The organism is Phaeodactylibacter luteus (genome assembly GCF_007993045.1).
Lineage (GTDB): Bacteria > Bacteroidota > Bacteroidia > Chitinophagales > Saprospiraceae > Phaeodactylibacter > Phaeodactylibacter luteus.
Map to the genome: position 1 here is coordinate 1 of NZ_VOOR01000032.1, position 25,890 is coordinate 25,890.

Annotated in this window: 21 protein-coding genes; 10 read left to right on the forward strand and 11 right to left on the reverse strand. The window is 48.0% G+C overall.

The window, feature by feature from the left end:
* Both FRY97_RS14615 and FRY97_RS14620 read right to left on the reverse strand, forming a co-directional pair.
* A partial coding sequence (locus FRY97_RS14615; RefSeq protein ID WP_170254663.1) for a hypothetical protein occupies nucleotides 1-1,175 on the reverse strand: 1,175 nt, incomplete at its 3' end.
* A 262-nt stretch (nucleotides 1,176-1,437) separates the two neighbouring features.
* On the reverse strand, nucleotides 1,438-2,649 hold the full coding sequence (locus FRY97_RS14620; protein ID WP_147168300.1) for a HEPN domain-containing protein: 1,212 nt from the start codon (nucleotides 2,647-2,649) through the stop codon (nucleotides 1,438-1,440).
* Nucleotides 2,650-3,019: 370 nt separating this feature from the next.
* On the opposite strand from FRY97_RS14620, the gene FRY97_RS14625 reads away from it, so the two are divergent.
* Together FRY97_RS14625 and FRY97_RS14630 are read left to right on the forward strand one after the other, a co-directional pair.
* The gene (locus tag FRY97_RS14625) at nucleotides 3,020-3,256 is read left to right on the forward strand and encodes a helix-turn-helix domain-containing protein (protein WP_147168301.1); all 237 of its coding nucleotides are present in this window, start codon (nucleotides 3,020-3,022) and stop codon (nucleotides 3,254-3,256) included.
* Nucleotides 3,222-4,037, forward strand: a complete 816-nt coding sequence (locus FRY97_RS14630; RefSeq protein WP_147168302.1) for a restriction endonuclease — start codon at nucleotides 3,222-3,224, stop codon at nucleotides 4,035-4,037. Before FRY97_RS14625 ends, FRY97_RS14630 begins: the two co-directional genes overlap by 35 nt.
* Here the strand turns inward: FRY97_RS14630 and FRY97_RS14635 are convergent.
* The 3 genes from FRY97_RS14635 to FRY97_RS14645 form a co-directional block, all read right to left on the reverse strand.
* On the reverse strand, nucleotides 4,013-5,890 hold the full coding sequence (locus FRY97_RS14635) for an Eco57I restriction-modification methylase domain-containing protein (protein WP_147168346.1): 1,878 nt from the start codon (nucleotides 5,888-5,890) through the stop codon (nucleotides 4,013-4,015). The two genes, FRY97_RS14630 and FRY97_RS14635, sit on opposite strands and share 25 nt — an antisense overlap.
* A 190-nt stretch (nucleotides 5,891-6,080) precedes the next feature.
* Entirely contained in the window at nucleotides 6,081-7,625 is a 1,545-nt protein-coding gene (locus tag FRY97_RS14640) for a tyrosine-type recombinase/integrase (protein WP_170254664.1), read from the reverse strand.
* A 747-nt stretch (nucleotides 7,626-8,372) separates the two neighbouring features.
* Complete coding sequence (locus FRY97_RS14645) at nucleotides 8,373-9,377, reverse strand: winged helix-turn-helix domain-containing protein (protein ID WP_147168304.1); 1,005 nt, start codon at nucleotides 9,375-9,377, stop codon at nucleotides 8,373-8,375.
* Between the two features lie 124 nt (nucleotides 9,378-9,501).
* Here FRY97_RS14645 and FRY97_RS14650 point away from each other — a divergent pair, with 124 nt between their 5' ends.
* From FRY97_RS14650 to FRY97_RS14670, 5 genes are all read left to right on the forward strand, one after another.
* Complete coding sequence (locus FRY97_RS14650; RefSeq protein ID WP_170254665.1) at nucleotides 9,502-10,614, forward strand: ligand-binding sensor domain-containing protein; 1,113 nt, start codon at nucleotides 9,502-9,504, stop codon at nucleotides 10,612-10,614.
* Nucleotides 10,615-11,132: 518 nt separating this feature from the next.
* Nucleotides 11,133-11,783 carry a c-type cytochrome domain-containing protein gene (locus FRY97_RS14655; protein WP_147168306.1) on the forward strand — a complete coding sequence of 217 codons (651 nt, stop codon included), beginning with the start codon at nucleotides 11,133-11,135 and terminating at the stop codon, nucleotides 11,781-11,783.
* 86 nt (nucleotides 11,784-11,869) lie between these two features.
* Complete coding sequence (locus FRY97_RS14660; RefSeq protein WP_246141740.1) at nucleotides 11,870-12,454, forward strand: YceI family protein; 585 nt, start codon at nucleotides 11,870-11,872, stop codon at nucleotides 12,452-12,454.
* 4 nt (nucleotides 12,455-12,458) lie between these two features.
* Nucleotides 12,459-13,352, forward strand: a complete 894-nt coding sequence (locus tag FRY97_RS14665; protein ID WP_147168307.1) for a DUF5777 family beta-barrel protein — start codon at nucleotides 12,459-12,461, stop codon at nucleotides 13,350-13,352.
* A 53-nt stretch (nucleotides 13,353-13,405) separates the two neighbouring features.
* Nucleotides 13,406-14,137, forward strand: a complete 732-nt coding sequence (locus FRY97_RS14670; RefSeq protein WP_147168308.1) for a hypothetical protein — start codon at nucleotides 13,406-13,408, stop codon at nucleotides 14,135-14,137.
* A 324-nt stretch (nucleotides 14,138-14,461) separates the two neighbouring features.
* On the opposite strand, the gene FRY97_RS14675 is transcribed toward FRY97_RS14670, so the two are convergent.
* From FRY97_RS14675 to FRY97_RS14695, 5 genes are all read right to left on the reverse strand, one after another.
* Nucleotides 14,462-15,187 (reverse strand): rhomboid family intramembrane serine protease, encoded by a 726-nt coding sequence (locus FRY97_RS14675; RefSeq protein WP_147168309.1) that lies wholly within the window; start codon nucleotides 15,185-15,187, stop codon nucleotides 14,462-14,464.
* A 31-nt stretch (nucleotides 15,188-15,218) separates the two neighbouring features.
* Nucleotides 15,219-16,187: a 6-phosphofructokinase gene (gene pfkA, locus FRY97_RS14680; protein ID WP_147168310.1), complete on the reverse strand. Its 969-nt coding sequence runs from the start codon at nucleotides 16,185-16,187 to the stop codon at nucleotides 15,219-15,221.
* Between the two features lie 80 nt (nucleotides 16,188-16,267).
* The gene (locus FRY97_RS14685; RefSeq protein WP_147168311.1) at nucleotides 16,268-17,722 is read right to left on the reverse strand and encodes a hypothetical protein; all 1,455 of its coding nucleotides are present in this window, start codon (nucleotides 17,720-17,722) and stop codon (nucleotides 16,268-16,270) included.
* Nucleotides 17,712-18,491, reverse strand: a complete 780-nt coding sequence (locus FRY97_RS14690) for a hypothetical protein (protein ID WP_147168312.1) — start codon at nucleotides 18,489-18,491, stop codon at nucleotides 17,712-17,714. The genes FRY97_RS14685 and FRY97_RS14690 overlap by 11 nt, the downstream gene beginning before the upstream one ends.
* A complete protein-coding gene (locus FRY97_RS14695; RefSeq protein WP_147168313.1) occupies nucleotides 18,488-19,102 on the reverse strand; it encodes an RNA polymerase sigma factor in 615 nt (204 codons plus the stop codon). Before FRY97_RS14695 ends, FRY97_RS14690 begins: the two co-directional genes overlap by 4 nt.
* Nucleotides 19,103-19,613: 511 nt before the next feature.
* Between FRY97_RS14695 and FRY97_RS14700 the strand changes: the two genes are divergently transcribed.
* The 3 genes from FRY97_RS14700 to FRY97_RS14710 are packed head-to-tail and all read left to right on the forward strand — an operon-like array spanning nucleotide 19,614 to nucleotide 21,625.
* A complete protein-coding gene (locus tag FRY97_RS14700; RefSeq protein WP_147168314.1) occupies nucleotides 19,614-20,003 on the forward strand; it encodes a hypothetical protein in 390 nt (129 codons plus the stop codon).
* Nucleotides 20,004-20,045: 42 nt separating this feature from the next.
* Nucleotides 20,046-20,798 carry a hypothetical protein gene (locus tag FRY97_RS22400; protein ID WP_170254666.1) on the forward strand — a complete coding sequence of 251 codons (753 nt, stop codon included), beginning with the start codon at nucleotides 20,046-20,048 and terminating at the stop codon, nucleotides 20,796-20,798.
* Nucleotides 20,799-20,803: 5 nt separating this feature from the next.
* Nucleotides 20,804-21,625 carry a hypothetical protein gene (locus FRY97_RS14710; RefSeq protein ID WP_147168316.1) on the forward strand — a complete coding sequence of 274 codons (822 nt, stop codon included), beginning with the start codon at nucleotides 20,804-20,806 and terminating at the stop codon, nucleotides 21,623-21,625.
* Between the two features lie 78 nt (nucleotides 21,626-21,703).
* On the opposite strand, the gene FRY97_RS14715 is transcribed toward FRY97_RS14710, so the two are convergent.
* On the reverse strand, nucleotides 21,704-25,000 hold the full coding sequence (locus FRY97_RS14715) for a CHAT domain-containing protein (RefSeq protein ID WP_170254667.1): 3,297 nt from the start codon (nucleotides 24,998-25,000) through the stop codon (nucleotides 21,704-21,706).
* Nucleotides 25,001-25,890: the final 890 nt, after the last annotated feature.

Sequence of the window (25,890 nt, forward strand, 5' to 3'; positions counted from 1 at the left end):
TTATCGATGTATTCATCTAGCTCATTATTAGCCAAGTATGAATACAAACTACTTTGGTTCCGATATAATTTTTCTAAGTTTATATTTGACCTCACTTTAGGAGAAAAGCCCCAGTAATTTAATTCATAGGGTATTCTAAATTTGGCTAACTGAAGTAAATCAACTCCAAATTTGGCTTTAGACACTATCAGCTCTTTACTGTTGTTATTAGTCTTTTTTGCAATATCCTTAACTATATAGTCACCTATTGTACTATAAATTAAATATTTTATTTCGTTTGGTACTCCTAATTTTAAATTGTAACTATCTACTATCATATCGTCAGAATCGTGAGTAATAGGAGGATAATCAAGAGTTTTATACTTTTCAATATTAGTAAGCTTTAGTACACTATCCATTTTATGTGCAGTTTGCTCATCTAACTTACTGAATAATGAAGAAAGAAAAGAATTATCTAAGTAGCTTTCGACATAAACATCCGCACTGTTTTGATGATATGTTCCTTTTATTAAGTAAACTCCTTCATATTCTTTTTTTAGAGAATCTAAATTTAAATCCTTTGGTGATATTTCTAGTGGCTTTATTGGAAGTTTCATTTTTCGAACTTCCATCTCAATATCATTTTGAAAGTTATTAGCAAAAGCTAACGATTCATCATCTAAATTATCTAATTTCATGAGATTGATAACTGCCCATTTACCTCCTTTGTCTTGATTACTATTTAATACTCTTTGAGGATATTCCTTTTCACTTCTGGTATCAACCATTGCTTTAAGATTTAAGCGGTTGAAAAAGTCAAACGAAGCTCTTAACAAAAGAGTAGAGAATAAAACAAAAAGAGAAATATAAAAAATATATCTTATTAGATACTTAATATTAACCTCTCCTAAAGTAATCAGCCATTTTTTTCGCTTAAATTTGAAAGGAGGTAAAGATTTAATCTTGTTAAATAGTCCTCTAGCAAAGAGGAATAATATAAACAAAAAGGCTAAAGAAAAAATAGTGAACTTCACAATTGCACTTTCAAAACTCTCGAAGCTCCAAGATAATGATTGGTTCAAATAGTTTATGCAAAGTCCAATCAGCCCCAATCCAAAGTACTCGTATAATGTTTCCGGTTTAAAAAGCTTAGAAAAAAATTTGGGGAAGTTCATTTCTGATTTTTTGTTATCCATTTTCATGTTTTACCAAATGTACTATTCAATTTAACTAGAGATTATAATTTTTCAATATTCAATAATCGCGCAGAACGGCCCGGCTACGTGACGTGCCGGACTCTAAATTTACCATTTTCGTTCCGTTTCAAAAATGCTAGCGCAGGCAGCAAAAGACCAAATTGGCGCAGCTTGGCTTTTGCTGCCTGCGCGGGTTTCTCCATCTCTATTTTCCTCTCGAAGATTTTTACCGGCATGGCATGTAGCCATTGTTAGGTGCATTCTATTTAACTAATTTATCTAATGGTTTTAATATTTCAATTGCTTTAACTAAATAACCTGTTTTTTCATCTTTGTGATCATATATTTTAATAAACTCTCCTGTCTCTGACAAACCATTTAATATCTCATAAGTATTTGAAATATCATAGCCTTTTTGCCCTAAGATATTTGTTGCAAAGTTCTTCAAACCAATATAGGTGATATCATTTTTCTCTGCCCATCTTCTAGTCTTCTCTAATTCTTCGGCTAGCTGACTCAACGTGATACTTGTATAATTTTCACTAGTTTGAACTATTCTTTCTTTAATCAGTTCGATTTCGTCTTCATTTATTTTTAAATCACTAATATCGGTACAAGCCTCTCTCAAAAAATCCACTAACTCACTAATTACTTCTTTTCCCTGAGTAAAATCCTCATCTGAAAATAAATTATTGTGTGCAATCTTATTTCTAATCGCTTTTAAAAACTCCCATTTCTTTTGAAATTGAATTTCTTCAAATTCAACAAAGTATTTCTTTATATTAGTCCTTAAATCTTTCTTAAAATTATCTAGATCCTCTAATGTTGTTAAATTGTTGACCTGATTAACAATATCATCTTTAGTTAAATACCCAGCTGACTTTTTATAAATCATGCTACCTAAGTCATCAAAATCAATTAGAAATGCTTGATTTTCAATAAGCCTCTCTTCTTTGCCCTCTATTTTAATCTTTTTTGAGAAATCCTTTTCGTTATTCACTCTGAGGTTTACTTTTTTTTCCACATCACTGTCTGCCATCATTTTCCACCACTCAGGTCCAAGTTTCGTGGTTGAATATAATACTAGATATTTCCTCAATAAGTTTTCAAGTTCATTCAACTTTGGATATAGCTCTGATGCTATGAAATGTGATACTTCATCATTTAATATATAGATATAGTCAAACTTTTCTTCTTTTAATGACTTAACTAAATCTAACCTGAATTTTTGTAGCGAATCGTATTCGCCTTCTACTATCAAACCATAGCTCGATTTTACAGTTTCCTCATCTGCTTCTATTTTCTTTGCTCTTAATATTAAACCATACTCTTCATCTGTGATTGTACCAGCTTGTTCAATTATTCTCGGTTTTTTCCAAAGTTTGCCTAATCCATATAACCTATACAATAAATTTTCAACTGTATTGAAGCGCGTTCGATCTCTTGAATCAATGCAATGTAACTCAAATATCATAGACAATCAGACTTAAAAAGTTATACAACTATGATACGAAGAAGTGTTGAAATTGTTGCACCTAACGGTCTAGTGTATGAGCAGTAGCGGATTTTATGCACTTACTGTTCAGTTAAGCACAAATATAGTTAAATGTAATGAATTTTGATTTAGCACTTTCCCCGCTATTGCTTATACACATTGTTACCACACGTACTTTTTTTGTCCTGTCTGTGAGTCAGCCTAGGCGAAGACATACTCTTTTGCAATTTTTGGTTTTCGCTTCGGCTGTTGCGAATTGCAAATGTGTATGGCTTTTAGCGTTGGATTTTATTCAGAGTGTTACTTATAGTCTTTGATTTATAGTCAACAAATCCTCAACTTTGCATTCGTGGAAATAAAATCTAAAATAGGAAATCGTATCAAAGAATTAAGAGAAGTCAAGCAGATGTCTCAAAAGGATTTAGCATATGCGTCCGATTTAGATAGAAGCTACATTGCGAGTGTTGAAAATGGTCAAAGAAATATTTCAATTGTCAATATTGAAAAAATCGCTGTTGCACTTGGAGTATCACTAAAAGAATTTTTTGGAAATGACAAATTTGATAACGATTCAACAAGCAGTTGATGGATTTAAAGAACTAATCGAAACTTCAATTATTGAAGGTGGAATTAAAGCAAAAGAAGCAATGATTAGGTCTTCTCGACCAATCAACTTTATACACGAAGCTGTTAAAGCTGATTTTATTAGAAAAGGAATATCTCCTGATAGAATTCATCCTCCACTTGGTGCTTCAAAACCTGAACTAAAGTTAGCTGGATTTATTAAACAAAAGCATCAAGATGTTTGCGTTTCTCCTGAAGGTTATATTCCCGATTCTGAAATAATGACCGAAGGAATTTTAAGAGAAGCAACTGATTATTATGGCAAAGATTATACAGAACGTACAATTTCTGTAAATATTCGTAGTCAAATGAGTTCACTTGCTAAAAATTTTGATACGCTTTACGAAAGAACTATTGCAGAAGCACAAAACCTACACGTTAGATGCCCTAAAATGGTATTAGGAGAAGTCTATATGATTCCTGTGAAAGAATATGATGCCGCAGTTATGGATAATAATGTAGTTCAATTTATTGATAAAGTAGGTGCTGTCGAAAAGTATATAAAGTCCTTTCAAGCAATTAATGGACGTTTAGATTATACTCGTGAAGATTACAAATACGAAAGAGTTTGTTTATTACTTGTTGATTTTGAACAATCACCGGCTAAAATTTATAGTACAAATCAAGAATTAATAAATGACGGGCTATTAGACGAAAGTTCTACTGCTAGTATTGATGAATTGTCTTGGGAAACTTTTACTAACAATATTTTATCAAACTACGAAACGAGGTTTGGGAGTTGAATTTTGACTTGATATTTCTCAATTAAAAATTCGTCAATTTCTAATTTATCATTTAGACTTTTAAGTGTATTGATTTCTTCTTGTGTGAAAATAGGAATTGTGAATTTTTCAATGAAATTCTTTTGATAACAAGGGAAGCCGCCTTGAATAGAAACACTTGTGTTACTTACATAATAATCCATTAAAATTGAATTCAAGATTTTCTGAACGACCAAAATATTTTCTTCTTTTGACATTGGGTGAGTAGCATCTTCAAACAGCGAAACAGTGTTTGAGTTATCTCTGTCAAAATATATCCCATATCCATTAGTGTAATACGCATCTTCTTCTGGAACAAATAAAAATCTTGGATGCTTACTAAATGTAGGGTTTAATATTTTTTTTCCAAACCTTGTAATTCCTTGGGTTCTACCCCAAGAATAGAAAGGAGTAAACACTTCTTTTCCTTTCCCACGACTTTCTAACTTCTCCTTTTCTGAGAGTAGGTATTCGTAGCATTTAGGATATTTTGAAATGAACTCATCTTCAAGAATTGGTACTGCACTTTTATTATTAGTATGGTAGGGAGTTATAATTCTTAAAGTATTATTTTCAATGTCTTTCTGTGTTTTAAATTGTGAAATTTTATAAACAGGACGAGTTATTTCCTTTTCAATTTTAAAAGTACCGTTTTCTGTAGTTTTAGTAAGATAACCATTTTTTTCGTTTGCAGAATCTATAAAAAACACCTCGTCTTTTAATGTTGCAATACCAACAGCTATATTAAATAATTGCTTAATAGGTGTTCCAATGGTTTCTATGATTCTAATATTTTCTTGCTCCTGTGTTTTTAATAAACGCCATTTATTTACGTTAAGATTTTTTAAATAATTTGGAGAACCATTAGCTGAAATTAAGAAGTTTGAACAAGTCTGTTCGTCTTTAATTTTATCAAACAAAATTGATTCATTTTTCTTATTATCAAGAAAAGTTATAGCTGTGTATGTTTGAGCGTCAAAGACTTTTTTATGTCTAAAATCTACAATTCTTGTAACACATTTATTATGTAAAAAATATTGACGAAGTGATAATCCTGCCAAAGAAGTGAAATAATTATTTGGTGTGATATAGCCTAACTTTCCGTTTGTAGTCAATAATTTATGTCCTAACTCGAAGAATGCAAAATATAGATTAAATGTTCCGTTATCTATACTTTTCCAATTATTAATTAAATAGAGCCTATTATCGTCACTCAAATCTTGAAATTTTACGTAAGGAGGGTTGCCTACTACTATTTCAAATTTATTATTCCAATTAGCTTTTAAACTATCTTGATTGTAAATATTGAAGTCAGACTCTTCAATGATTTCATTGTTCAATAATCCAAAAAGTGATAAAATTATTTTTGAGCGTTTCACATTGTAATCCAAAATGTCAGAACCATAAATGTTTTCCTTGATGATTTTCTTAACACTTTTATTAAAAGTCTTTTGGTAATATTCCACCAATCCAATTAAAAATGCGCCACAACCACAACTAGGGTCTAAACATTTGTCATTGTTTTTTGGAGCTACTTCTTTAATAATAAAGTCTACAACGTAAGTAGGTGTAAAAAAAGCACCATTAACTTTTCGGTCATTTTTAGGGATTAAAAGTTCAAGATAATTTTCTAATAGTTTTAAGTCCTTAATTTCGAGAGTTGAAACAAGTAAATATATTTTTGGGTCAACGCTAAAATCGGCTAAAATGTTTGAAATAATAGGGCTTTTTGAAGTCTCTAAATTATTATTATCGATAAAAGCATAAATGAGATGTTTCTCAATGAGGTTTATCTCGTGAGATGTAAGAAGGTCATTTATAATGCTTTTATTCATTCTGTATTTTACTTGTTGACTATAAGCAACAAAATTAGACTTTTTATTTGAACTATCCAAATTGCAGCGTTGGAAAAAGACAAGCTCTTTTGGGTTTTTTAGAATAGGCTTGTGTTTCGGCAAAAAAACCAAATGTGCTTGGCTGTGCGGTTGGTTTTTCAGTATGTGTGGTAACTCTTTTATATACGAACTATTGAGAGGATTTGTTGCTCTTTTCAACCTCCTCATCCCCATCAAACAAACTGTCCAATGGGCTGCGCACCGACATCAACGACCGCTTGCTCACATGCGTGTAAAGCAAAGTCGTCTTGATGTCCGAATGCCCCAATAGCTCCTGAATCAAACGTACATCTGTACCCGTCTCTAGCAAGTGCGTCGCGTACGAATGCCGCAAAGTATGAAACGTAGCCTGCTTGTCGATGCCCGCTTTTTCCTTGGCACGGCGGAAGACTGCCTGCAAACTGCGCGGGGAGTAGGGCTCCCCGCCCTGCTGCCCTTCGAATAGCCATTCCTTAGGCTTGTATTTCTGAATATACTCCGCAAACAGACATATCATCTCCTCGCCCAAATGCACCACACGGTCCTTGCCGCCCTTAGAGTTATTGATGAATACCTGAAGGCGATCTAAATCTACATCTTCTGGCTTTAAATAGCAAACCTCGCTCAGCCGTAATCCACTGCTGTAGGCAAAATACACCATCAAACGGTGCTTCAAATTGTGGAGCTGCTTGAATATCCGCTTCACCTCGCCTTTCGATAATACCTTAGGCAGCCGGTCCTGCTTCCTCGGACGATTAACCGCGTATACCTTGCGCGGCCGGTTCAGCACCCGCTCATAGTAAAACTTTACCGCGTTGATGTACTGATTCAAGGTGGACAAGGAGATGTCTTCCTTTGCCAACTCATTAAAGTAACCCTGAATGCTGGCATACTCCAAATTAGGCAATTCCGCTACCCCGAAAACCTCTGCAAACCGCCGGAAAAACGAAGTGTAAGTCTTTACCGTCTGCCAGCTGTAGCGCATGCCAATCAGAAAATCCGTGTACTCCTTGACCAGCGCTGCCATCGGGCCGTCTAGCTTGTCTAGCAAGTGAGATTGCCGCTCCGGCCAGCTTTTCCGCTTCAGCGGCACATTGAGCACCTTGCCGCGCACCTCTACCTCCACGCCAATCGCCCGCATCTCTTCAGACAGCCCCTCCAATAACTGCTGATTGTTAGGGATCAGCCAGCAACCGTTAGCGCGGGAATAGCGCCTGCCCGATACGCGTTTGATCCTGGCAATCGCCTCGCTCGTGTGATTGGGTATCCATACCCGCAGCCATTCCTGATTGCCCTTCAAGGGCCAAACGGCCATCGTCTTCTGCGACTCCTTAGCATTACGCACTTCCAACAGCTCTGCCAGTTTAGCGTATTCTTCCTCGCTCCAATAAGAACAATAAGCCTGCAAATCCTTCAGATTGGCTTCCGAAAATTGGCAAACCCATACCTTATCTTCCTCCTGCCAAAACGAGCGGACCAATGACTTCATGAATGCTACCCCTTCTTTAGTGTAGCGCATCCGTATCGCGAAACGTCCTCCTATTAGCTCGATAGACTCAATGCCTTTTTGGCTTGATATGCCGGCCTTATGCGCTTGCTCGCTCCCCGCAGCCGCCGGAGTAATTTGTACGTCCGCCTTATCGGGTTGATCGGGAGTGAACCCGGTGCGGAATTCGCCTATAGGAGGTAAAGCCACAAATGGAAATGCCGCCCGAAATACTTGAAGCGCCTGCTCCTCTACCGGAATATGCCAACACCTCATAGTCTCGCTCCACCTGCGCCCCGGCACCTGCTTGATACGGTCAATATACGCTTGATCATAGGCAAAACTGACCGCCAACCGCTGCGATCCGCGGTGTTCAACGCATTTTAAGGTGATAGCCGGAGAAGCCGCTGTTTCCACAAAAAACACAATTGATTTTAAATAAACGCAATATAAAACATATAAAACTAAAAATCAAGCCCCCCATCGGATGTGCCTAGAGCAAAGGTGCCAATTGCCTGAACGGCTTCGCCGACCATAAGTCGCAGAGGCTTTTCCCAAAACAGACCCCTACGATGGACAGACCGTACGTCATCGCTTAAACATTGTCAAAATACACCTTTGATTCCACCTGCACAAAAAATCCCCTGACAAAATTTGGCAACAGCCATAGACAACCAACCGCCTTGCCCATCCGAGCCCGGCATTCGCGCCAGCCACATAAAGCACTAAGTGCACCTATCTCCCACTTGCCGTTAGAAGGGGCCTACCCCTGCCTGAGGGCAGGGGTCGCTATGCTGCGGGGCTCGCTGACCGCTCGGCCCTACCGGGCTTACACCCCTCCGCAGCGCTAGTCCGGCGCCATCCTGAAGCTAAGCCTGGGCGTGGCAACTCCCAGCGCACATGGCAAAATGCCGCCCCCCGCTTTTGGAAAACCTAAGTAGAAAACAAGAGGCAGTGTCAATCAGGAGCAGAGCCCGGAAAACCTGTGGGCGGTACAGCCGGAGCCTGCAGCCGGTAGCCTACGCCCCTGATATTGACAATCTTCACCTCAGGGTCGGCAGACAGTTTTTTGCGGAGGCGAGAGATGAAAACGTCCAGGGTGCGGCCTACATAACCGCCTTCGTCCCCCCACACGGCCTGCAGCAGCACATCCCGTTCCAGAGTCTGATTGGGAGAGGCGTGCAACACTTGCAGTAGCGCGGCTTCTTTGCCGGTCAGCTCCGTGCGCTGCCCGTTGAAGGCTAGCAGCAGCTGCTCAGGGTCAAAATGGAAATTGCCCAGATTGGGCTCGGCAGCAGCAGTTCCTGCAGTAAGGCTAGACCTTGCTGAGGTTTCGCTTTTGGAGCGGACCCCGCCCGAAGTGCGAAATCCAAACAAGCCCTTAATGGGCCGCCCGCGCCAGTACAGCCACCCCATCAGCGCTAGGGCAAGGGGCAGCAGGGCTTTGGCGAAGTTGCCGGCTGTGCTCGCACCCTTCACCGCTGCAGTGGAGTAGCCCGTTTCCGGAAAGGTAAATAGCAGGGCGTAGCAATCTTCTGGCAACAGGCGGTCTTGGCAGGGGATGATATCTGAAGCTTCCGATTGCCCAACCTTGAAACCGTAGACGGCTTCCTGCTCCCCGCACACGGCTACCTCCACCAAGTAAGGCCCTGTGAGCCCGGCCTTTTGTGCAGATGCCTCCACCACTGCCGCAAGCCTCCCGGGCTCGAAAGCAAAGGGGGCCGCAAAGGATAAACGGTAGCGCTGTGGCTCCTCTTGCACCACGGGCATAACGCGGGAGGTGCTGTCCCCCGTGCTCAGCAGCAGCTCATGGCCCACCATGCGCAATGCGATCGATGTTTGCACGGGCCCCGCAGCTTGGGCGTACAGCGCAAAGCTGTGGGCTGAAAGGGCAATCAGGCTGGCGATGAAGGCGGCCCGGGCAGAAAACCGGCTCAGGGCAAAAGGTTGTAAATAGCACACATTCAGATAGTTTTACAGTTTCGTTTACACTAATTTACACGGAATTCGTGCCTGCCCTGGCCCTTGCGGGTAGTTTTGTGAAAACATTAACCTAAAGATTATGGAACGACTACCTAAAAAAAACATGAGGAAAGAAATCGGCACAGCGGAGAAGCAGTACAGCCGTGTACAGCGGCCGCTTTTGATGGCCCTTTGCCTGGCGCTTGCCCTCCTGCTGCCACCGGGCTGCACCGGACAGGAAGCATTGCCCTACCCGGTGAAAGGGGAGCAAAATGGGGGCGCCTGCCTGCCCAACAACGATCTGTTGCATGTATTTCAGATGCAGGCGCCCCTCCCCCGCGAAAAGGATAGCCAGATTGGGGAGTATGTCCGCCGGGTATATCAGGACTCAAAGGGGCACCACTGGTTTGCTACCAATAAATATGGCGTGGCGCGCTACGACGGGGAGGCCCTTCAGTACTTCAGCGTAGACGAAGGCCTGGGCGGCCCCGTAGTGACGAGCATCGTGGAAAGCCGGAACGGGCACATCTGGCTGGCGACCAACGGGGGCATTTCCCGTTACGACGGGCGGGCCTGGTTGAATTTTGACAAAGCTGACGGCCTGCCTCACAGCTGGGCATGGAGCGTCTTTGAGGACAGCAGGGGCAATATCTGGGCAGGCACAGAGCAAGGGCTGGCCCGTTGGGAGGGCAATGGCTTTACCGCTGTGGCTGCGCCTGGCATGGAGGGCCGTACCGTTTGGAGCATAGCCGAAGGGCCCGATGGCAGCCTGTGGTTTGGCACTCAGGATGCGGGGCTGTTCCGTTACGATGGTGCGGAGTATGCCCGCTTCACCAAATCGGACGGCCTGCCGGACGAAGGCGTGACGAGCCTTTCCTTCGACAAGGAGGGCCGGCTTTGGCTGGGGACCATGTTCGGGGGGCTCAGCGCTTTCGATGGGCAGCATTTTACGAATTATGCAGAGCAGGCCGATTTCGGGGGCAAGGAAGTCTGGGCCACTTTAGCTGGCCGGGATGGCGAAGTGTGGTTCGGCGTGGAAGGGCAAGGGCTTTTCCGTTTCGACGGCAAGCATTACATTCAGTATGGCCCAGAGCATGGGCTGGAGGTCCGCGCAGTACAAACCATATTCGAAGACCAGCAGGGGCGCTTGTGGGTCGGCGGAGGCGGCGGGCTCTATCAGCTGGCGGGGCATCAATTTTTCCATGTCAGCAAGGAAGGCCCCTGGGACGGCTGCTAATGCTGCAGCCCTCTGGCCGCCTTATGGGGGCAGCTAGCCCGGGAGCAAGCATTGGCTTTGCTCCCGGGCTTTTCTGGGGTGGCCCTAATGCTTTGCACGCTGAATGCCGCCTGGCTTGAAGGCTGGCATCGGCCTAGCGATGTGTAGGGGTGTGCAAGCCCGATAGGGCCGAGCGGGCAGCGAGCCCCGGAACGTAGCGGCTCCTGCCCTCAGGCAGGGGCAGGCCCCAAAACATCAATATGGCTTGTGCCTGTACTGGATTACGTGGAGTGCGGGGATGAAGGTGCCATTCGGTTGGCCCTAGCAGCCAGCTATCCCCTCTGAGTGCCCATTTCATACAATATATGTATCTATATAGAAATATTCTTGATTGACAAATCAGCTATTTACATGGGATAAAAGCCTTTATTATTGGTTTTTTTGCTTTTTCCTGCCTTGACAAAGCGATAAAATCGTAATTGTATATACTGTGCTGCGGCCCCACCTTTGCACTACAGGAATCAAAAACGCGCTTAGTCATGATAAAAAAAATGTTTTACAGCATCTTATGCACAGCGGTGCTATGCGGTTGCAGTGCTGAATACCTACAGCCGGTATCTGGGGTCTGTTTTGAGTCTGAAGTGCTCCCAATTTTTGTATCGAACTGTACGCAGAGCGGCTGCCACAACAGCATAGACCGAGAGGAAGGTTATGACCTGACCGCTTACGAGCAGATTGTCCGCAAAGGGATTGTACCTGGCGATTTCCGCGCAAGCGAGGTGTACAACGTATTGCTCGAGCCATTGGGGGAAGAGCGTATGCCCCCTGCCCCAAACCGCATGCTCTCTGCTACAGACATACAGACGATCGCACTTTGGATAGAGGAAGGGGCACGGAACACCACCTGCGAGCCTGCAGACTGCAGCACCGCCGCAGTCTCCTTCGCCCAAGACATACAGCCGATCATGGCGAGCTGGTGCAATGGCTGCCACAGTACAGGTGCGCCCTCAGCGGGTGTTGTCACCTCAACCTACACTGGCATGAAAACCATTGCAGACAATGGCAGCTTGGCCGGCACAGTAGCCCACGAGCAGGGTTATCCCCCTATGCCAGACAATGGCGGGCAGCTCTCTGCCTGCGAGATAGCCCTCATCCGCCAATGGGTGGCAGATGGCGCGCCGAACAATTAAAACCTGCTCTGCCACTGGCATAGCCAAAGGGGCCATGCAGGAGTTTTGTAAAACCAAGGGGAAGGCCTCCCCAAAATAAGAATAGTATGTACCAGATATTTAGCTGCCTGATGGGGGTGCTGTTGCTGTGCGCTTCCCATAGTACCGGGCATACCCAAGAGCGTTTCTTCACCCGCGCAGGCACAGTCGCCTTCGATGCGGAAGGGGCAATGGACGATGTAGAAGAGATCAAAGCCATAAACCGGCAGGCCCTCTGTGTGCTTGACCTGGGGAGCGGGCAGATGGAATGGGCTGTATTGATGAAAGGGTTTCAATTTAAAAACGCGCTGATGCAGGAGCACTTTAATGAGAACTACGTGGAGAGCTCCCTATACCCCAAAGCACACTTCAAAGGGAAGGTGCTGAACCTGCCTGAGCGGAAAGCACTGGAAAAAGGAGGCGAATGGCCGGTGACCGTCAAAGGGGTGATGGCCCTACACGGCGTTTCGAAGGAAGTAGTGGCCAAAGGGCTACTGCGTTCCAGAGCGCAAGGCCAGCAGATAGGGCTGGAGTCTGACATTGAGCTTGCGCTGGCCGACTATGGCATACGCATCCCCAGTGTAGTAGGCAGCAAGGTAGCGGAGGTGGTTGCTATAGCCATCCAAGGAGATTTGGACCCATTTAAAAAGTAGACCGATGAAATACTTATGGATTATCCTCACGGGCATGCTTCTCGCGCGCACCGCAGCTGCACAGGAAGAAAGCCTGCTAGAGTTGATAGAGGAAGAGCCTGTAACGGAGGTGGTGACCAACGCGTTCAAGGGCAGCCGGGCCATCAATGCCCATAGTATGGAAATGATAGGAGCTGGCGTGTTGGATTTCCGGATATTGCACCGTTTTGGGCGCATCAATCAAGGGTATCAGCAGTTTTTTGGGCTCGACCAGGCTGCTATGCGCATGGGGTTTGACTACGGCCTCACGCCCAACCTGACGGTAGGTGTGGGCCGGTCTACCTATCTCAAGGAGCTGGACGGCTTTGTAAAGTGGCGTATCCTATCCCAGAAAGCGGGCAGCCGCCCGTTCCCTTTTGCGCTGATCGGCGTGAGCGGAGTGACGTACAATGGGCTCGAAAACCCATTTGCTCAAGCGGAGGTAGAGCCCACTGCGGCCCGCAGGATGGCTTATTACCATCAGGTGATCATCGGGCGGAAATTCAGCGAGCGCCTTACGCTCCAATTGGCCCCCACACTGGTGCACCGCAATTTAGTAGAAAACCGGCTACAGCCCAACCAACTGCTCGCGCTTGGTGTGGGAGGGCGGTTTAAGATAACCAAGAGGCTGGCCCTGGTCGCTGATTATTCGCATGCCCTAAACCGCTTTCCAAACAGCTGGGCCTACAATCCGCTCTCTATCGGTGTGGACATCGAGACCGGAGGGCATGTTTTCCAATTGCACTTTTCAAATACCAGCGGTATGAACGAGCGTGCTTTTATTGCCGAGCCCAATGGATCTTGGCTGCAAGGCGACCTACAGTTCGGCTTCAACTTGTCGAGGGTATTCCAGGTGCACAAGCCCAAACGCCCTTTTTGACCCCCCACATTATCCAATTGGGGCAGCTCGCCTGCCAAGATAAAATTAAAAGTATGATGAAAAAACGATTTAAACTGCTCGCAAGTACGGCGCTGGCCCTGTTTTCCCTTCTCAGCTGCCAACGCGAGCCCATCACTGTCGGAAACGGCAACAGCCCTGATGGCACAGGGGGCACTACCCCCACAGTAGGGGAAGGCCCTGTTTGCGACCCTGACTCTGTATACTTTGAGCAGCAATTGTTGCCCATACTGGTATCCAATTGCGCCATGTCGGGCTGCCACGATGTGGCTTCCCGCCGAGACGGGGTGATCCTTACGAGCTATGACTATGTGCGCAGCACTGGGGAAATCCGGTTGAACAACCCCACAGAAAGTGAAATCTATGAGGTGCTATTTGATAGCGACCCGGAAGACCGTATGCCGCCAGCCCCCCGGGCACCTTTATCGGCTGAAGAAAAAGCCTTATTGCTCAAATGGATAGAGCAGGGGGCACAAGACTTGTACTGCGAGGCAGCCTGTGATACCTCTGCCGTCCGGTTCAGTGCCAATATAGTCCCGCTCATACAATCGCAATGCCAAGGCTGCCATCAGGGCGGGAGCCCAAGCGGGGGCATAAGGCTAGACAGCTATGAACGGATAAAGGAGCAAGTAGATAATGGCCAATTGTGGGGTGCAGCAGCTCGCCTCTCGGGCTATGCCCCTATGCCCCCGGCAGGCACAGGCCTTTCAGCTTGTGAGCTTCGGCAGCTGGAAATTTGGATTCAGGCTGGAGCCGAAAACGACTGAGGCGGCCCGGGCCCAAACCAGATTGTCGTTTTTGTTTTTGCCTGACCAGACTGCTTCGCGGCAGGGGCCTGCCCCTGCCGCAAGGAGGGGGCCAGCAGGCAGGTGCCGCTATGCTGCGGGGCTCGCTGTCCGCTCGGCCCCTCGCCCTACAGGCGTCGGGTCTGGCCTTCGGCCACCCCTGCGCAGCGCTAGGCCAATGCCAGCCTATTGCCCAGAAAGCTTAAGACCTGCCTTGCTCGTGAGCTTGTACAGAAAAAGTTAGTGTGTAAGCTGCGCCCGGCAAACTGTAGTGTGCATTGCTACGCCGGGCGCTCCTTTTTGCCCTTACCACACCCCGGTAGAATGCCAGCCCCCGCCTTCGCGTTTTTCAGCTTCCCGCTCTGCTTTGGTCTTTTGGAAAGCGTCCCTTTCCAAAAAATAGCTGCCCGGCTCTTCAGGTGCATCCTCCCAGCTCCATTTTTTGCGCCGGTCTTCGGGCTCCTGCTTGTTTTTGAACCAGAAGGCCACAAAAATGCCCACGAGGGCACCGGCCAGGTGGCTTTCCCAAGAGACCCGCTCATCTGACGGGAGCACCCCCGCGAACATGCCGCCGTAGTACACCACGACGATGAGCGACAGCACAATGGAGCGGATGTTGCGCCGGAAGATGCCCGACCAGAACACGAAAGCGACCAGCCCGTAGATGACGCCGCTGGCGCCGATGTGGAACGCATTGGCACGGGCGAACACCCATACCGCCAGCCCGGTGAGCAAGTAGATGGCGCTCAGGCTGGCCACAGCTACACGCCGGTAAAAGAAGAACAACAGCCCCGATAGGACGAACAGCGGGGGCGTATTGGCCAGGAGGTGCTTCCAGCCGGAGTGGAGCAAGGGGGCGAAGACCACCCCTTTGAGGCCGAACTCCCGGCGCGGGTAGATGCCCCAAGTGCCCCAGTCCTGGCCGGTGAGCAACTGCAGCAGGTGGATGGCCCAGATGATGCCCACCGCCCAAAGGGCTACGGCCAGGCTTTGCTTAAACTTGAGGGAGGCTCGGTCGATGGCGGTGCTCATGCGGGCAGTTTTGAAAATTCAAGGCTGGAGATCAGGACAATATATCAACCATACCGAGCATCATAGGGTTGATGGCATTGTGGTGTTTTATAGCCTGGCTAAAAGGGGTGTAGGCAATCTCCCCCTTGACCTCCCCTATCATAACCCCGCTTTTACCGTCGAGCAGGGCCTGTACGGCGGCCACGCCCATACGGCTGGCCCTCACCCTTTCCATACAGGTCGGGCGGCCGCCCCGCTGCAAGTGCCCGAGTATGGTCACTTTCGTTTCGTAAGGGCAATGCTTCTGCACTTCCTCTGCTATTTTGAACGCGCCCCCGGCATCGTCCCCTTCTGCCACTACTACGATACTAGAGTTTTTCTTATTGGTATAGTTGGTATTGAGGGTATGTATGAGCTGCTGAATGTCTGTCTTGCTTTCTGGGACTAAGACAGCCTCTGCCCCGGTGGCCAGGCCAACGCTCATGGCAATGAAGCCCGCATCCCTGCCCATCACTTCCACAAAGAAGAGGCGGTCGTGGGCATTAGCCGTATCCTTGATGTTGTCGATGGCCTGCATAGCGGTATTGATGGCCGTATCGTAGCCTATGGTATAGTCCGTGCCGAAGAGGTCGTTGTCTATAGTGCCCGGGCAGCCCACCATTTTGATGTCTGGGTATTCTTCCATAAAAATGCGGGCACCGGTGAAAGTGCCATCGCCGCCAATGGCTACAATGCCGTCAATATCGTTGGCTTTCAGGTTGGCATAAGCCTTGGCGCGCCCCTCAGGTGTGCGGAAGTCTTTGCTGCGGGCAGAGCGCAGTATGGTGCCGCCCAGTTGGATGATGTTGCTGACAGAATACGGGTACATAGGCTGAAAGTCGCCTTCGATCATCCCTTGATAGCCCCGGAAAATGCCAATGGCTTCATGGCCTTTGTGGATAGCGGTGCGCACCACAGCGCGTATGCAGGCGTTCATGCCGGGGGCATCCCCTCCTGAAGTGAATACAGCAATTTTTTTCATAGTGCAGCTCGCAGTTTTGCGTGATGAAGAAAAGAAGGGCTAAATATCGGATATCTTGCCGGAAGGCGGGATGATGTAGGTCATTTGGGGGTATTCAGGCCAGGCTGTAGGCGATAAAAAACGCCGAGCAGCCATTTCTTAGCCATGCAAGGGGTAGTTGACAGCTCCTGCAAGAGGGCTGCCTTGCCCCTTGATGGCTTAGCGGAGTGCAAGAGCTCCGCCAACAGCCGTGTGATAAAATACTCTAATGCGAGGTAGCGCTGTAAGCGATTATCTGGCAGCTCGTGAGTGTTGCGCAGAAAAAAGGCACGGTAGGCTCGGCAACGGTTCTGCAGGTTCTCCAGTTCTTCCTGCCCTGAAAGGTAGAGCTCTAATGCAGTCCTGAGCAAAAGAGACTGCCTGCGGACGGCAAAATCTGCATTGACTTTGCTGCTGATCAGCTGCAGTTGTTGATGGGCCTGGGTATATTGCTGCCGATGAAAAAAGGCATAAGCTTGACAAAGCGCGATGGTGTCACCTTTGAAATTTACAGGAAGCAGTCCCTCGTACTTATCTTCAAGCAATTGGATCAGCATTTGGTGCCCGCTAAGAACGCCGCTGATATAGATGTTGAGGTAAAGCGTGTAGCTGAATGGGCTGCTTTTGGGAAAAGCCCCCTTTTGGCTGCAGGCCCAATAGTAGAAATCAGGCAGCCCCCCCGGAAATTGATCATCTGTCTGCAGGTAAGCCTGTATCGCATAATTACTGATGTACCGGATGATGATAAGCCGCTCTGCCTGCCCGATATCGGCATAGACCTTTTTAAATGTGGTAATGAGCGGCTCAACTAGAGCTGAGGTTGTCTGCTCTCGGAAACAAGCATACAACTGCGCCAACAGTAGCAGCAGGGGGTCCTCGGAACTCACCCTGCTAAGCAGCGCTTCTTCTTCTGATGTAAACCCGAGAAGGGTCGTACTGTTGTGCCTGAACCCTTTAGAAGAAAGGCTTTCGATATTGAATAATAATTTCCAAAGTAGGTTGTTTTTAAGCAGTGCGCTGTGGAGCTGGTCAAGTGTAAGCTGATCAGGGGTGTTAGACTTTGAATCTGGGTTGTACTGCTCTCGAAGATGCTGGCGAAAACGCCACCAATACTGCTCTATCTGATGTACAGATTGCTGAAGATGATGGGATAACAAGGCGTTATATTCCTGCCAAAGGAAGGGCTGTTGCCTGACAGCCATAGCCTTCAGCAGCAGATGATGGTAACTAATAGGGGAGGCTTTGAGCTGCCGGAATACGATTTGGTCTTCGATGATGCTTTTCAGCTTGTATTTAGCCGTGTTCAGTTTTTGTTTATCGTTGGGGCGGCCTGGGAAGGTATGCTGGAAAATCAGCAGATCATCCATTGCTTCAGGAGAGAAATCGGGCTTATATAAAAGCAATGCGCCGAGCAGGCGGTTATGAGTGGGGTAGTTTTTGCTCAAGTGGCGGCGAAGGCTGATGATTTCGCTTTGCGACAGGCTGCGCAGAAGCCTTAGGAGAGAGCTATCTTTCATCTGTGAATATTTGAAAATACAGCTCACGTGCTTCATGATGGAAGCGGTGCCCTGGGCTGGAAAGGAGTTTTTGCCCAAGTATTTGGGCGCCTTCCTGATGATGGTCCTGTGCGAGCAAACTGAGCCATTGAAAGAATTCCGCAAACGAGCGGAGGCTGTCGCCGGGCTGTGCATGTCCGGCGACTTGGCCAAAGGATTGGGCTGCGGCCTGGAAATCTCCGCTCAAAAAGTAGAGGTGCCCAAGAAGGTAGCTTGTATTGTGCGCTTGGCCGGATTGTGCCGCTTTATCTAACAGCATAGACGTTAGCGCTTGGAGCTCCTCCTTATTGAGGGTTTTGAGCTGCTCGTAGGACTGTAGCCCAACGTCAGCGGAGAGGAAGCCAATGGTAGCACTATCTCCCCTTTGAACAGATGACAGCGTAAGAGGCGCGCCCTCATAGGCTTCTATGGCCAGCGCTCTGGCATCAGGAGCGGGCAGGGCCACCCCACGATAAAGAAAAAACATAGCGGCTAAGAGTAGGGCAACCGCCGCCACTGCCCACCATAGACAGTACCCCTGCTTGCTGTTTCCGGCCTGGGCGTAGGCTTCGCTGACGTCTGCCGCTATCCGTTTTCCTGCTACCGTAGATATCAGCTGCTGTTCCAGTTGGTATAACGCTACCTGGGCACGGAGCTCTGAGCTTCGTGCCAATTCTGACTTGAAGGTCTCTAATTCCTGGGCAGTCATATCCCCGTTGAGGTATTTCCTGATCCGGAGCAGCTCTTTCATAAAAATTGTTTGATGAATTGAGCTGCAGCAGCATTCTCCCTTACGTATTTCCGCAGTCTATTCAGGCATTTATGCAAGCCCGACTTAGCACTGTCATAGCTGCTATAGCCTAGCTCAACCCCGATTTGTTCTAAAGAATAGTTGCTGAGGTATAAAAGCTCCAGCCCTTTTTGACAACGATCGCTCAGCAAGGCAAGCAGACTGCTTACCAGTTCGTCTAGTACGTGTTGATCAAGCCGGTGTTCCGTCTCTGATGTGGGGCCATCGGCCACTGCCAGGGCAGCTATAGGTTCAAGCGGCAGGTGGGGCGGCTTATTCTTTTGGGCTCTGCCCCTGTTGGCGTGCAAGTTTTTACAGACCCCCACAAAATAGGTACTGAGCTTACTGCGGCTTTCATAGGCCCCGGTCTGCACCGCCTTTACCATGATCACTGTCGCATCTTGTACTATTTCTTCTGCATCTTCTGGGCGGCACTTTAGCCGGTAAAGTACTCGCCGTGCCTTTTGAGGGATACCAGAGTACCTACAAAAGGAGAGCAAGGCCTTTTGATAAATTTTTCTTTCCCCGGTCTGTTTGACATCACGAAGAAAGCGTGCTTCAGTAAAATACATTGGGCAAAAGACTGCTTGATACAATGCTGAAATATAGCGTATTCCCTTTGTTCTGAGGCATTATTGCCCTAAAATTTTGGCAAACAGCAATTTAGCAGAAAAAGATAGAATGAATATTAACTCGTTACTGTGCAGAGGCGGAGGCGGCAGAAGGGCTTAAAGTAGAAGGGTGTTTCGATAAAAAACAAGCGGACAGCTGGTAATAATACTGGTTTTGTGTGATTGGAAAACAGAGCAGAAGAGGGTACTTTCCTTGCATAGAATCTGAACATCACCTGTTGAGTGGCTTGCTCCTTACCTTAAACCGAAAAGAATGAAGCCTTTTTCCTTCAAATATGGCCTTTTCATAATTTTAGCGGCATGTGCAGGCTTGTCTGCATGCACCCCTAATGATGATCCCCCCCCTACGTCTGGCCCAATTACAGAAACAAAAGCTTCCTGTAGTTTTTCTTTCCAAGGGCAGGGATATGGGTTTGAGGGCAATGGAAGCGCCACTATTTCAAACGATGATATGCCATTGCTGACTAATAGCGGGCTGGACACATTCAATTTTGACTTGCTGTCTTTTAGCATAGGCAGAGTAGAAACAGGCAGCCTTCTCCCATCAGAGGTATTTTCCGGCTCTATCCTCAACTATTCTGGGCCAGGCACTTACCCACTCTTAGATGCCGGATCAGTAGCAGAGGGAGGGGTATTCACTCTTTTATATACCGACTATGAATCCTCCGATAGCCTATACGCTATAGGCTATTTTTATAGCCCCTCTAGCCCTCAACAAGGCTCCATTACCATAACCCGAGATGACAGCCAGTTATTGGAAGCAACGTTCTCCCTGCCTTCGGCTGATACCTTTGGCGAGACCGGGCTCATGGAAGGAGCGTTCAGTATTGAAGTAGACTAAACCACTTTTGGGCGATCATAGCCCACTAAACCCCAATTTATTATGATGCACTACTTTTTACGAATGCACTTGTGGCAGCGTATTTTAGCACTGTCGATGCTTACCGCTGCGCCCGGGCTAGCCCAAGGCGAATTCAACCTCGATCTTGCGCTCGGGGGTACAGCTAGCTTGCCATACGGTGAATTAGTTGATCATTACCGATCATTTCACAGTGTCTCTGAATCAGGGACCACATTTGAGGGCAGTATCAAGCCACTGTTTTTTGGGACAGCCGGGCTTCGGGCCCGGTACTATCCATTTAGGGAAGGCCCACTGGAAAAGCTGGGGTTCATGGCTGGCATACAATACCTTCAGCGAGGCCTTGTCAATCACTTCCAAATGGAACACATACCAACAAAAGGGTATACGGATGTTACTTTTTATAAAGAGACGTACCGCCATCACTATGCAATGGTCCCATTCCAAGTCTCTTGGGGGTGGAACTGGTTTGCGACTATGGGGGTTGCCTACACCCGGCACATCAGCAGTGCCAAAAGCCAGTTGTTGGAGCGCTCTCAGTCTGGCGATAACGCTCTGAATGGTGGTTTCGAAAACACATCCAAGGAGCGCTCTGGCTTAGCGCCAAGCATAATGGCCGATTCTACTACAGACTTTCTGATCGGCGGAGGGTGCCTGATCGGCAACGGGGCTACCCTCGAGCTGAGGGCTAACATTGGAGGAGAGATATTCCAGAGCGAGCTCAGCAACTACCGAACGGTTACAGTTGACCTGACTTTCTTCATTGCAATAAACTAAACCCCATGAAAAATATAGGTTACATCATTTTGATAATGATGACTGTTTTCGCATTTAGCGCTTGTGAAAAAGAAGAAACGGATAGCCTTGAATATGGCCTCGCACCAGAAAAACAACTGGATATGCTTTGTAGGGCGCTCCGCCTCGATGGGCAGAACATCGAAGGGGAGATGCCTTCAGGGACAGGGCAGGGCAACGCACTGATCGTAAGCCACCCTGAAGCGGTAGAGATCAGTGCCGGCGTACTTTTGTTCATACCTTACACAGTACGCGACACCAATGACGTTTGCAAGGTCTTCCTGCAGGTAGACGGAGCCAATAATTACTGGGAAACCCGCCTTATTCAAGACCCGAGCTCAGGTCAGCCCTTTTTCGAAATACTTATCCCCAAATTTGTACAAGAAGGGGATTTCGACCTTGTGTTTTCTATAGAGGATTGCAATGGCAATGTGTCTCCGGTATACAGTACCCTGACCTCTGTACAGCCTGCTGGCGATTGCGACTCCGCTATAAGTGGAAGTGTAGGCATTACCGTACGGACTTTCGATTTGGGCGAGAAAAAAGGGGAAGCTCGTTTCCTGTACGAAATGTATAGTATCCGCGACCGGCTGGATATCCGCTATAATGGAGATTGGGTAGCATCTACGGGCTCACTGTTTTCTGATGCAGTGCGCATCCCCAATTGCGATGTCATGGATGGCTTTGTGAGCGGAGCTGGAATACTCACACTCAACTATGACCCTAGCGTAAGCCGCACCGTGGAGGTATATATATCCGGCTGTTTTAGCGGCACTCTTTGGGACTTAAGGGTCGACTGTCCAGAATAAAAGAGCCAGCGCAGTGCTCCGGCACTGCTTTTTCCAGTTTTGTGCACCTGGCTGCAGCTTTGCAGCGGAGGTGCATTTTTATTTTGAGCCGCTCTTCCTGAGCAGGGCAAGCATCGAGACGATCAAAAAGATGAGCCCCCATGGCCAGAGCGGTGGTTGGCTCAGGGGCTCAGGGTTGCCGGTAAGCGTAAAGGCTGCCCAGAAACAGGGCTCCTGATAGGGGGAATTGATCAGGTCTTTTTTGGCTTGTTGGAGTGCTAGGTGCTTTGGCTTGCCCTCGCTGAGAAGTGTGTAAAAAGTGTGCATAAAGCGGGAGGTCGATTGGTCAGGGATCGCCCAAAGGCTGGAAACAACGCTGCCTGCACCTGCATAAGCGAACCCCCTGGCCAGAGAAATCATCCCCTCTCCGGGCTTTAGCTCTCCACTTCCGGTTTCACAGCCCGAAAGGACAACCAGCTCGGCGGGGATATCTGCATGGTACAGGTCATTAGTGTACAGCCAACTTTGGCGGGAAGTATCATTGGGCTCCGGGGCAAGGGCTGCAAAACCTAAATGCCCCGCTTGAGGGTTGCCCTTACTGTGTGTCGCTAGATGCAAAGCTTGCCATTTGGAAGACATACTGTGAAAGGCGGACGCAGATGCGGCATGACCGGTAATGGCTTCCCCTCCTAATACCTCAACTGCCAAACGGGCTTCTTCCACAGCAAACGGTAGTTGCGCGAGAGGGCCAGGTGCCATTCTTGCCTGAGTTAGGCCATTAGCAGTAGTATCCCCAGGAGTAAAATCAGGGGCGAAGGCAAGCACTCCCCATTTTAACCCCGGGCGTTCTTGCCGCAATAGCATATCTTGGTAGGCGCTTGGAGAGAAGGCATAGCTTATAGGGTGCTGCTGAATAAGATAAGGAATGGCCCGCCAATTCTTATAGCGTTCAGGCGGGCCAGGTGCAAGGGCCTCAAAGGGCAGCTGCCATAAGATATCATCTGGCACAATCAGCAGTCGCTGCCTGGGCTTGAATGCCCTGCCCACCGGCTCGATCAGCAGCTCATACAGCCGAGCTGCTGATTGAACAAAGCGGGGCAAATGAGAAGTATCCTGGCCCGGGGGCATGCTCACAGCCTGTAAGAAGGAAGCCGCGAGCGCTGGCACTTTCCCTGCACCGCCCACTGCTACAGCCAGAGCGGTATCCTTTGTAACCGCAAAAATAAACAGGCTGCTGTCTCCCAAAAAGTAGTCCAAAAGGAGGTCATGTGGGCTATCCCTGAGGAGCTGCCGAACTTCCGAGAGCCCTAGTAGCGGTGAGGCCGCTCGGGCTTTAGTGTATCCGGGATAGGTATCATGCAGGTATTTGTCGTATGAAAGTTGTTCTTGCCTAAGGCCAAACAGGACTGAAGTAAGGCTATCTGCCAACGGAGCAGGAACATTCCTCAACTGCTGCTGCAACAGGGCTTGCTCAGTCATGGCAATACGCTGTTGCAATGTATCTAGCTTCTGCTGGTCCGCTGCATTTAGATTTTGCTGATTGGAAGAGGACAGCGCAAGCTGTGCGCTAATTTGCCGGGCACGGCTTTGGCCTGCCCACAGAAAGGCTTTTTCAAGATCTCCAGGGGCAGCCCGGCTTAGCAGCAGCCTGATGCCTTTTTCAAAAATAGGTTTACTAAGGCGGGTAAATTCAATTTGACGCCCTGGGTTGATACGGCTGCCCTGCAGGTACTTATCAAGTGCAGCAAGCGTTTCATATACTTCCAGCTGAGCGCCAATTGTATCTGTATGGCCGGGGTAGCGCCCTAGAAAATTTGCATAGATATTGAGCGGTTGGAGAAGGGATACTGGTAGGCGCACTTGTTTGAATGCCCGGGGCAAGGCAAGCAGGTCGTAATTTAGCCCGCTACAAGCTCTGGAGAGCCAGTAAACGGCCGAGTCAGGGGCTCCATTTTTAAAATGAGCTTCCCCTAGATTGCACATGGCATCAAAAGCACTGACGGCAGCAACTGGCTTAGCCCAGTCAAGGCTATTGAGTGCTGCATGATAGTATTGAAAAGCCAGCTCTAGGTCTCCTTGCTGAACGGCGGCTGTCCCCAGGTTGTTGAGGCTGATGTGCACTTGAAGATGCTTAGTGCCAAATAGTGCCAAACGGACGCGGAGGGCTTCCTGAAAACAAGCCTTCGCTTCATTTAGCCTGCCCTGTTCAAGCAGAATGCTGCCTTTATAGTTTTGATGGGTGCCGATCTCCGCGTGGACACTGTCAAATGAAGCATAAAGCGTGGCAAGGTTCTCATCCAGGATAGCAAGAGCGGTATCGCTCTGCCCCAGCTCATGGTGGAGTATCGCAAGATTGCTTTTTGACTTCAGGGTGCTCCTGTGGCCCGGGCCGCTCTTTTTTTGGTGAATCCGGATTGCTTCTTGCGTATGGTGGAAGGCGATTTCCGTTTCCCCTGCTTTTCTCCACTGCTGCCCGGAATTGTTGTAAAGATCGGCAAGGATACGGTCCTCTCTTTCTCCAGCAGCCAACATTTCGCTAATCCCTTTTTCATATAAAAGAACTGCCTTTCCCACTTCTCCCATTTCACCGTAGGCCTGCCCCATATTTAAGCGGAGCATGGCGATGTTGGGGTGCCCAGGTGGCAAGGTTTGGAAACGATAGGCCAGCGCTTCCCTAAACAGGGGGATAGCCCTTTCCTGTTGCCCAAGTTCTGTGTACATCGTCCCCATATTCGACAAAGCATTGCTGAGGCTCAGCCGGTCTTGCAACGGATGCTGTGCACGGAGTATAGCCGCCGCTTTCTCATAATTTTCCAAGGCTTTTTGATAGTTGCTTAGCCGCTGCCAACACCCACCGATATTCGAGTAGCTGCCGCCGATAAGCCCTGTATCGGGCTGCTCCGCCTTCGCCCTGATATTGAGGCTCCGAGTATAGGGGGCTATTGCCCGTTCAAATTGCCCAGCGTAGAAGTAAGTGGCGCCCAAGTTATTGAAGAGCTTGGCCACGTCTTCGCTCTCTGCCCCAAAAATAGTGCTGTCCATGGCAATCGACTTCAAAAGGTACTGTTCCGCTTGGTCAAACTGCCCCCGGAAAAGATGGGTAATCCCCATCGTGCCGTATGCACCGCTTGCAAGGGTATGGATTGAGTCTATTGATGCATAGCTGCCGGTAATGCAGGAATCCATCGCACGGTCTGCCTCATCAAAACGCCTCAATCGCCACAAGAAATCTCCACGGACCAAAACAGAGTAGAGCGTCATGGAATCAAGTGGGCCTAGCGCTTGTGCAAAATGGAAGGTAGCCCGGTTGGCAAGTGCCAAACCCTGCTCCAACTTGCCCTGACTGCCAAAGGCCTTAGAGGAGTCAAGCAGGGCGGTAGCGAGGGCTGTACCCACTAGATCCGGTTGTGCTGAAAAAGACGGGGCTGCTGGTGCACCAGGGGGGCTTGCTGGATAAATGCCCGCTAAAAGGCTTGCGCATAAAATTAGCGCAAAAAGGGGCAAAAGAAGCTGATGGGGTTGAATGCCTTTTTGCATAGTGCTTTGATAATTAGACAAAAAGGTACGAAAAAATATTGCACTATAGTAACCTAACTTTCGCCGGGCGCAAACCAAGCTGTCCTTTTTGGGCTTGCCCCTGCCGCAAGGATGGGGGGCCTGCCCCTGCCGGCGGGCAGGTGCCGCTATGCTACGGGGCTCGCTATCCGCTCGGCCCTATCGGGCTTAGAACTGTTCGGATTTTGCTTTTGGAGCGGACGCAGCCAAATTTTGCCCTGATCAAGGCGTGATATATTCAAGAATGGGACAAAGGGCCCCATTCTTGAATCCAATAGCCTAGCTACATGACCGAAAAACAACGAAGTGCAGGACAAAATTTGGCAAGAGCAGCCCGAAGTGTAAAATCCGAACAGCTCTTAAACCCCTTCGCAGCGCTAGGCCAATCCCAGGCTAAAGCCCGGAAAGATTGAATGCCTGCGATATTTTGGTTTACGCCCCTTTCGCCTTTTGATTCGGCCCGCAAAAAAGCCGCCTTCCTGGGTTACCTGAGCCGATTTCTGTACACCAATAGCAGTAGAGCCAGCCCTACTCAGCTTCAAGCATTGGCAAAGGCTCCACTATTCTTTCATGCAACCTTTTATGCAATGCTCTACAAAATAAATGTTGTGCTTTTCAGTTTGGGCGGAGGAGAAGAGGGCTTTGGGTCCGATGATATGCTCGATGGGTAAAACCAAACAAGCCCTAACAGCAGAACCCGGGAGCTTACTCCAGATCTGCCATTAGGGCTT

Excerpts from the sequence above, each read along its gene's own strand:
- FRY97_RS14710 (WP_147168316.1), top strand. The coding sequence starts at position 20,804 with ATGAAAAATATAGGTTACATCATTTTGATAATGATGACTGTTTTCGCA.
- pfkA (WP_147168310.1), bottom strand. The coding sequence starts at position 16,187 with ATGAAAAAAATTGCTGTATTCACTTCAGGAGGGGATGCCCCCGGCATG.
- FRY97_RS14690 (WP_147168312.1), bottom strand. The coding sequence starts at position 18,491 with ATGAAAGAGCTGCTCCGGATCAGGAAATACCTCAACGGGGATATGACT.
- FRY97_RS22400 (WP_170254666.1), top strand. The coding sequence starts at position 20,046 with ATGATGCACTACTTTTTACGAATGCACTTGTGGCAGCGTATTTTAGCA.
- FRY97_RS14670 (WP_147168308.1), top strand. The coding sequence starts at position 13,406 with ATGATGAAAAAACGATTTAAACTGCTCGCAAGTACGGCGCTGGCCCTG.
- FRY97_RS14700 (WP_147168314.1), top strand. The coding sequence starts at position 19,614 with ATGCCATTGCTGACTAATAGCGGGCTGGACACATTCAATTTTGACTTG.
- FRY97_RS14675 (WP_147168309.1), bottom strand. The coding sequence starts at position 15,187 with ATGAGCACCGCCATCGACCGAGCCTCCCTCAAGTTTAAGCAAAGCCTG.
- FRY97_RS14685 (WP_147168311.1), bottom strand. The coding sequence starts at position 17,722 with ATGAAAGATAGCTCTCTCCTAAGGCTTCTGCGCAGCCTGTCGCAAAGC.
- FRY97_RS14695 (WP_147168313.1), bottom strand. The coding sequence starts at position 19,102 with ATGTATTTTACTGAAGCACGCTTTCTTCGTGATGTCAAACAGACCGGG.
- FRY97_RS14660 (WP_246141740.1), top strand. The coding sequence starts at position 11,870 with ATGTACCAGATATTTAGCTGCCTGATGGGGGTGCTGTTGCTGTGCGCT.
- FRY97_RS14630 (WP_147168302.1), top strand. The coding sequence starts at position 3,222 with ATGACAAATTTGATAACGATTCAACAAGCAGTTGATGGATTTAAAGAA.
- FRY97_RS14635 (WP_147168346.1), bottom strand. The coding sequence starts at position 5,890 with ATGAATAAAAGCATTATAAATGACCTTCTTACATCTCACGAGATAAAC.
- FRY97_RS14650 (WP_170254665.1), top strand. The coding sequence starts at position 9,502 with ATGAGGAAAGAAATCGGCACAGCGGAGAAGCAGTACAGCCGTGTACAG.
- FRY97_RS14620 (WP_147168300.1), bottom strand. The coding sequence starts at position 2,649 with ATGATATTTGAGTTACATTGCATTGATTCAAGAGATCGAACGCGCTTC.
- FRY97_RS14665 (WP_147168307.1), top strand. The coding sequence starts at position 12,459 with ATGAAATACTTATGGATTATCCTCACGGGCATGCTTCTCGCGCGCACC.
- FRY97_RS14655 (WP_147168306.1), top strand. The coding sequence starts at position 11,133 with ATGATAAAAAAAATGTTTTACAGCATCTTATGCACAGCGGTGCTATGC.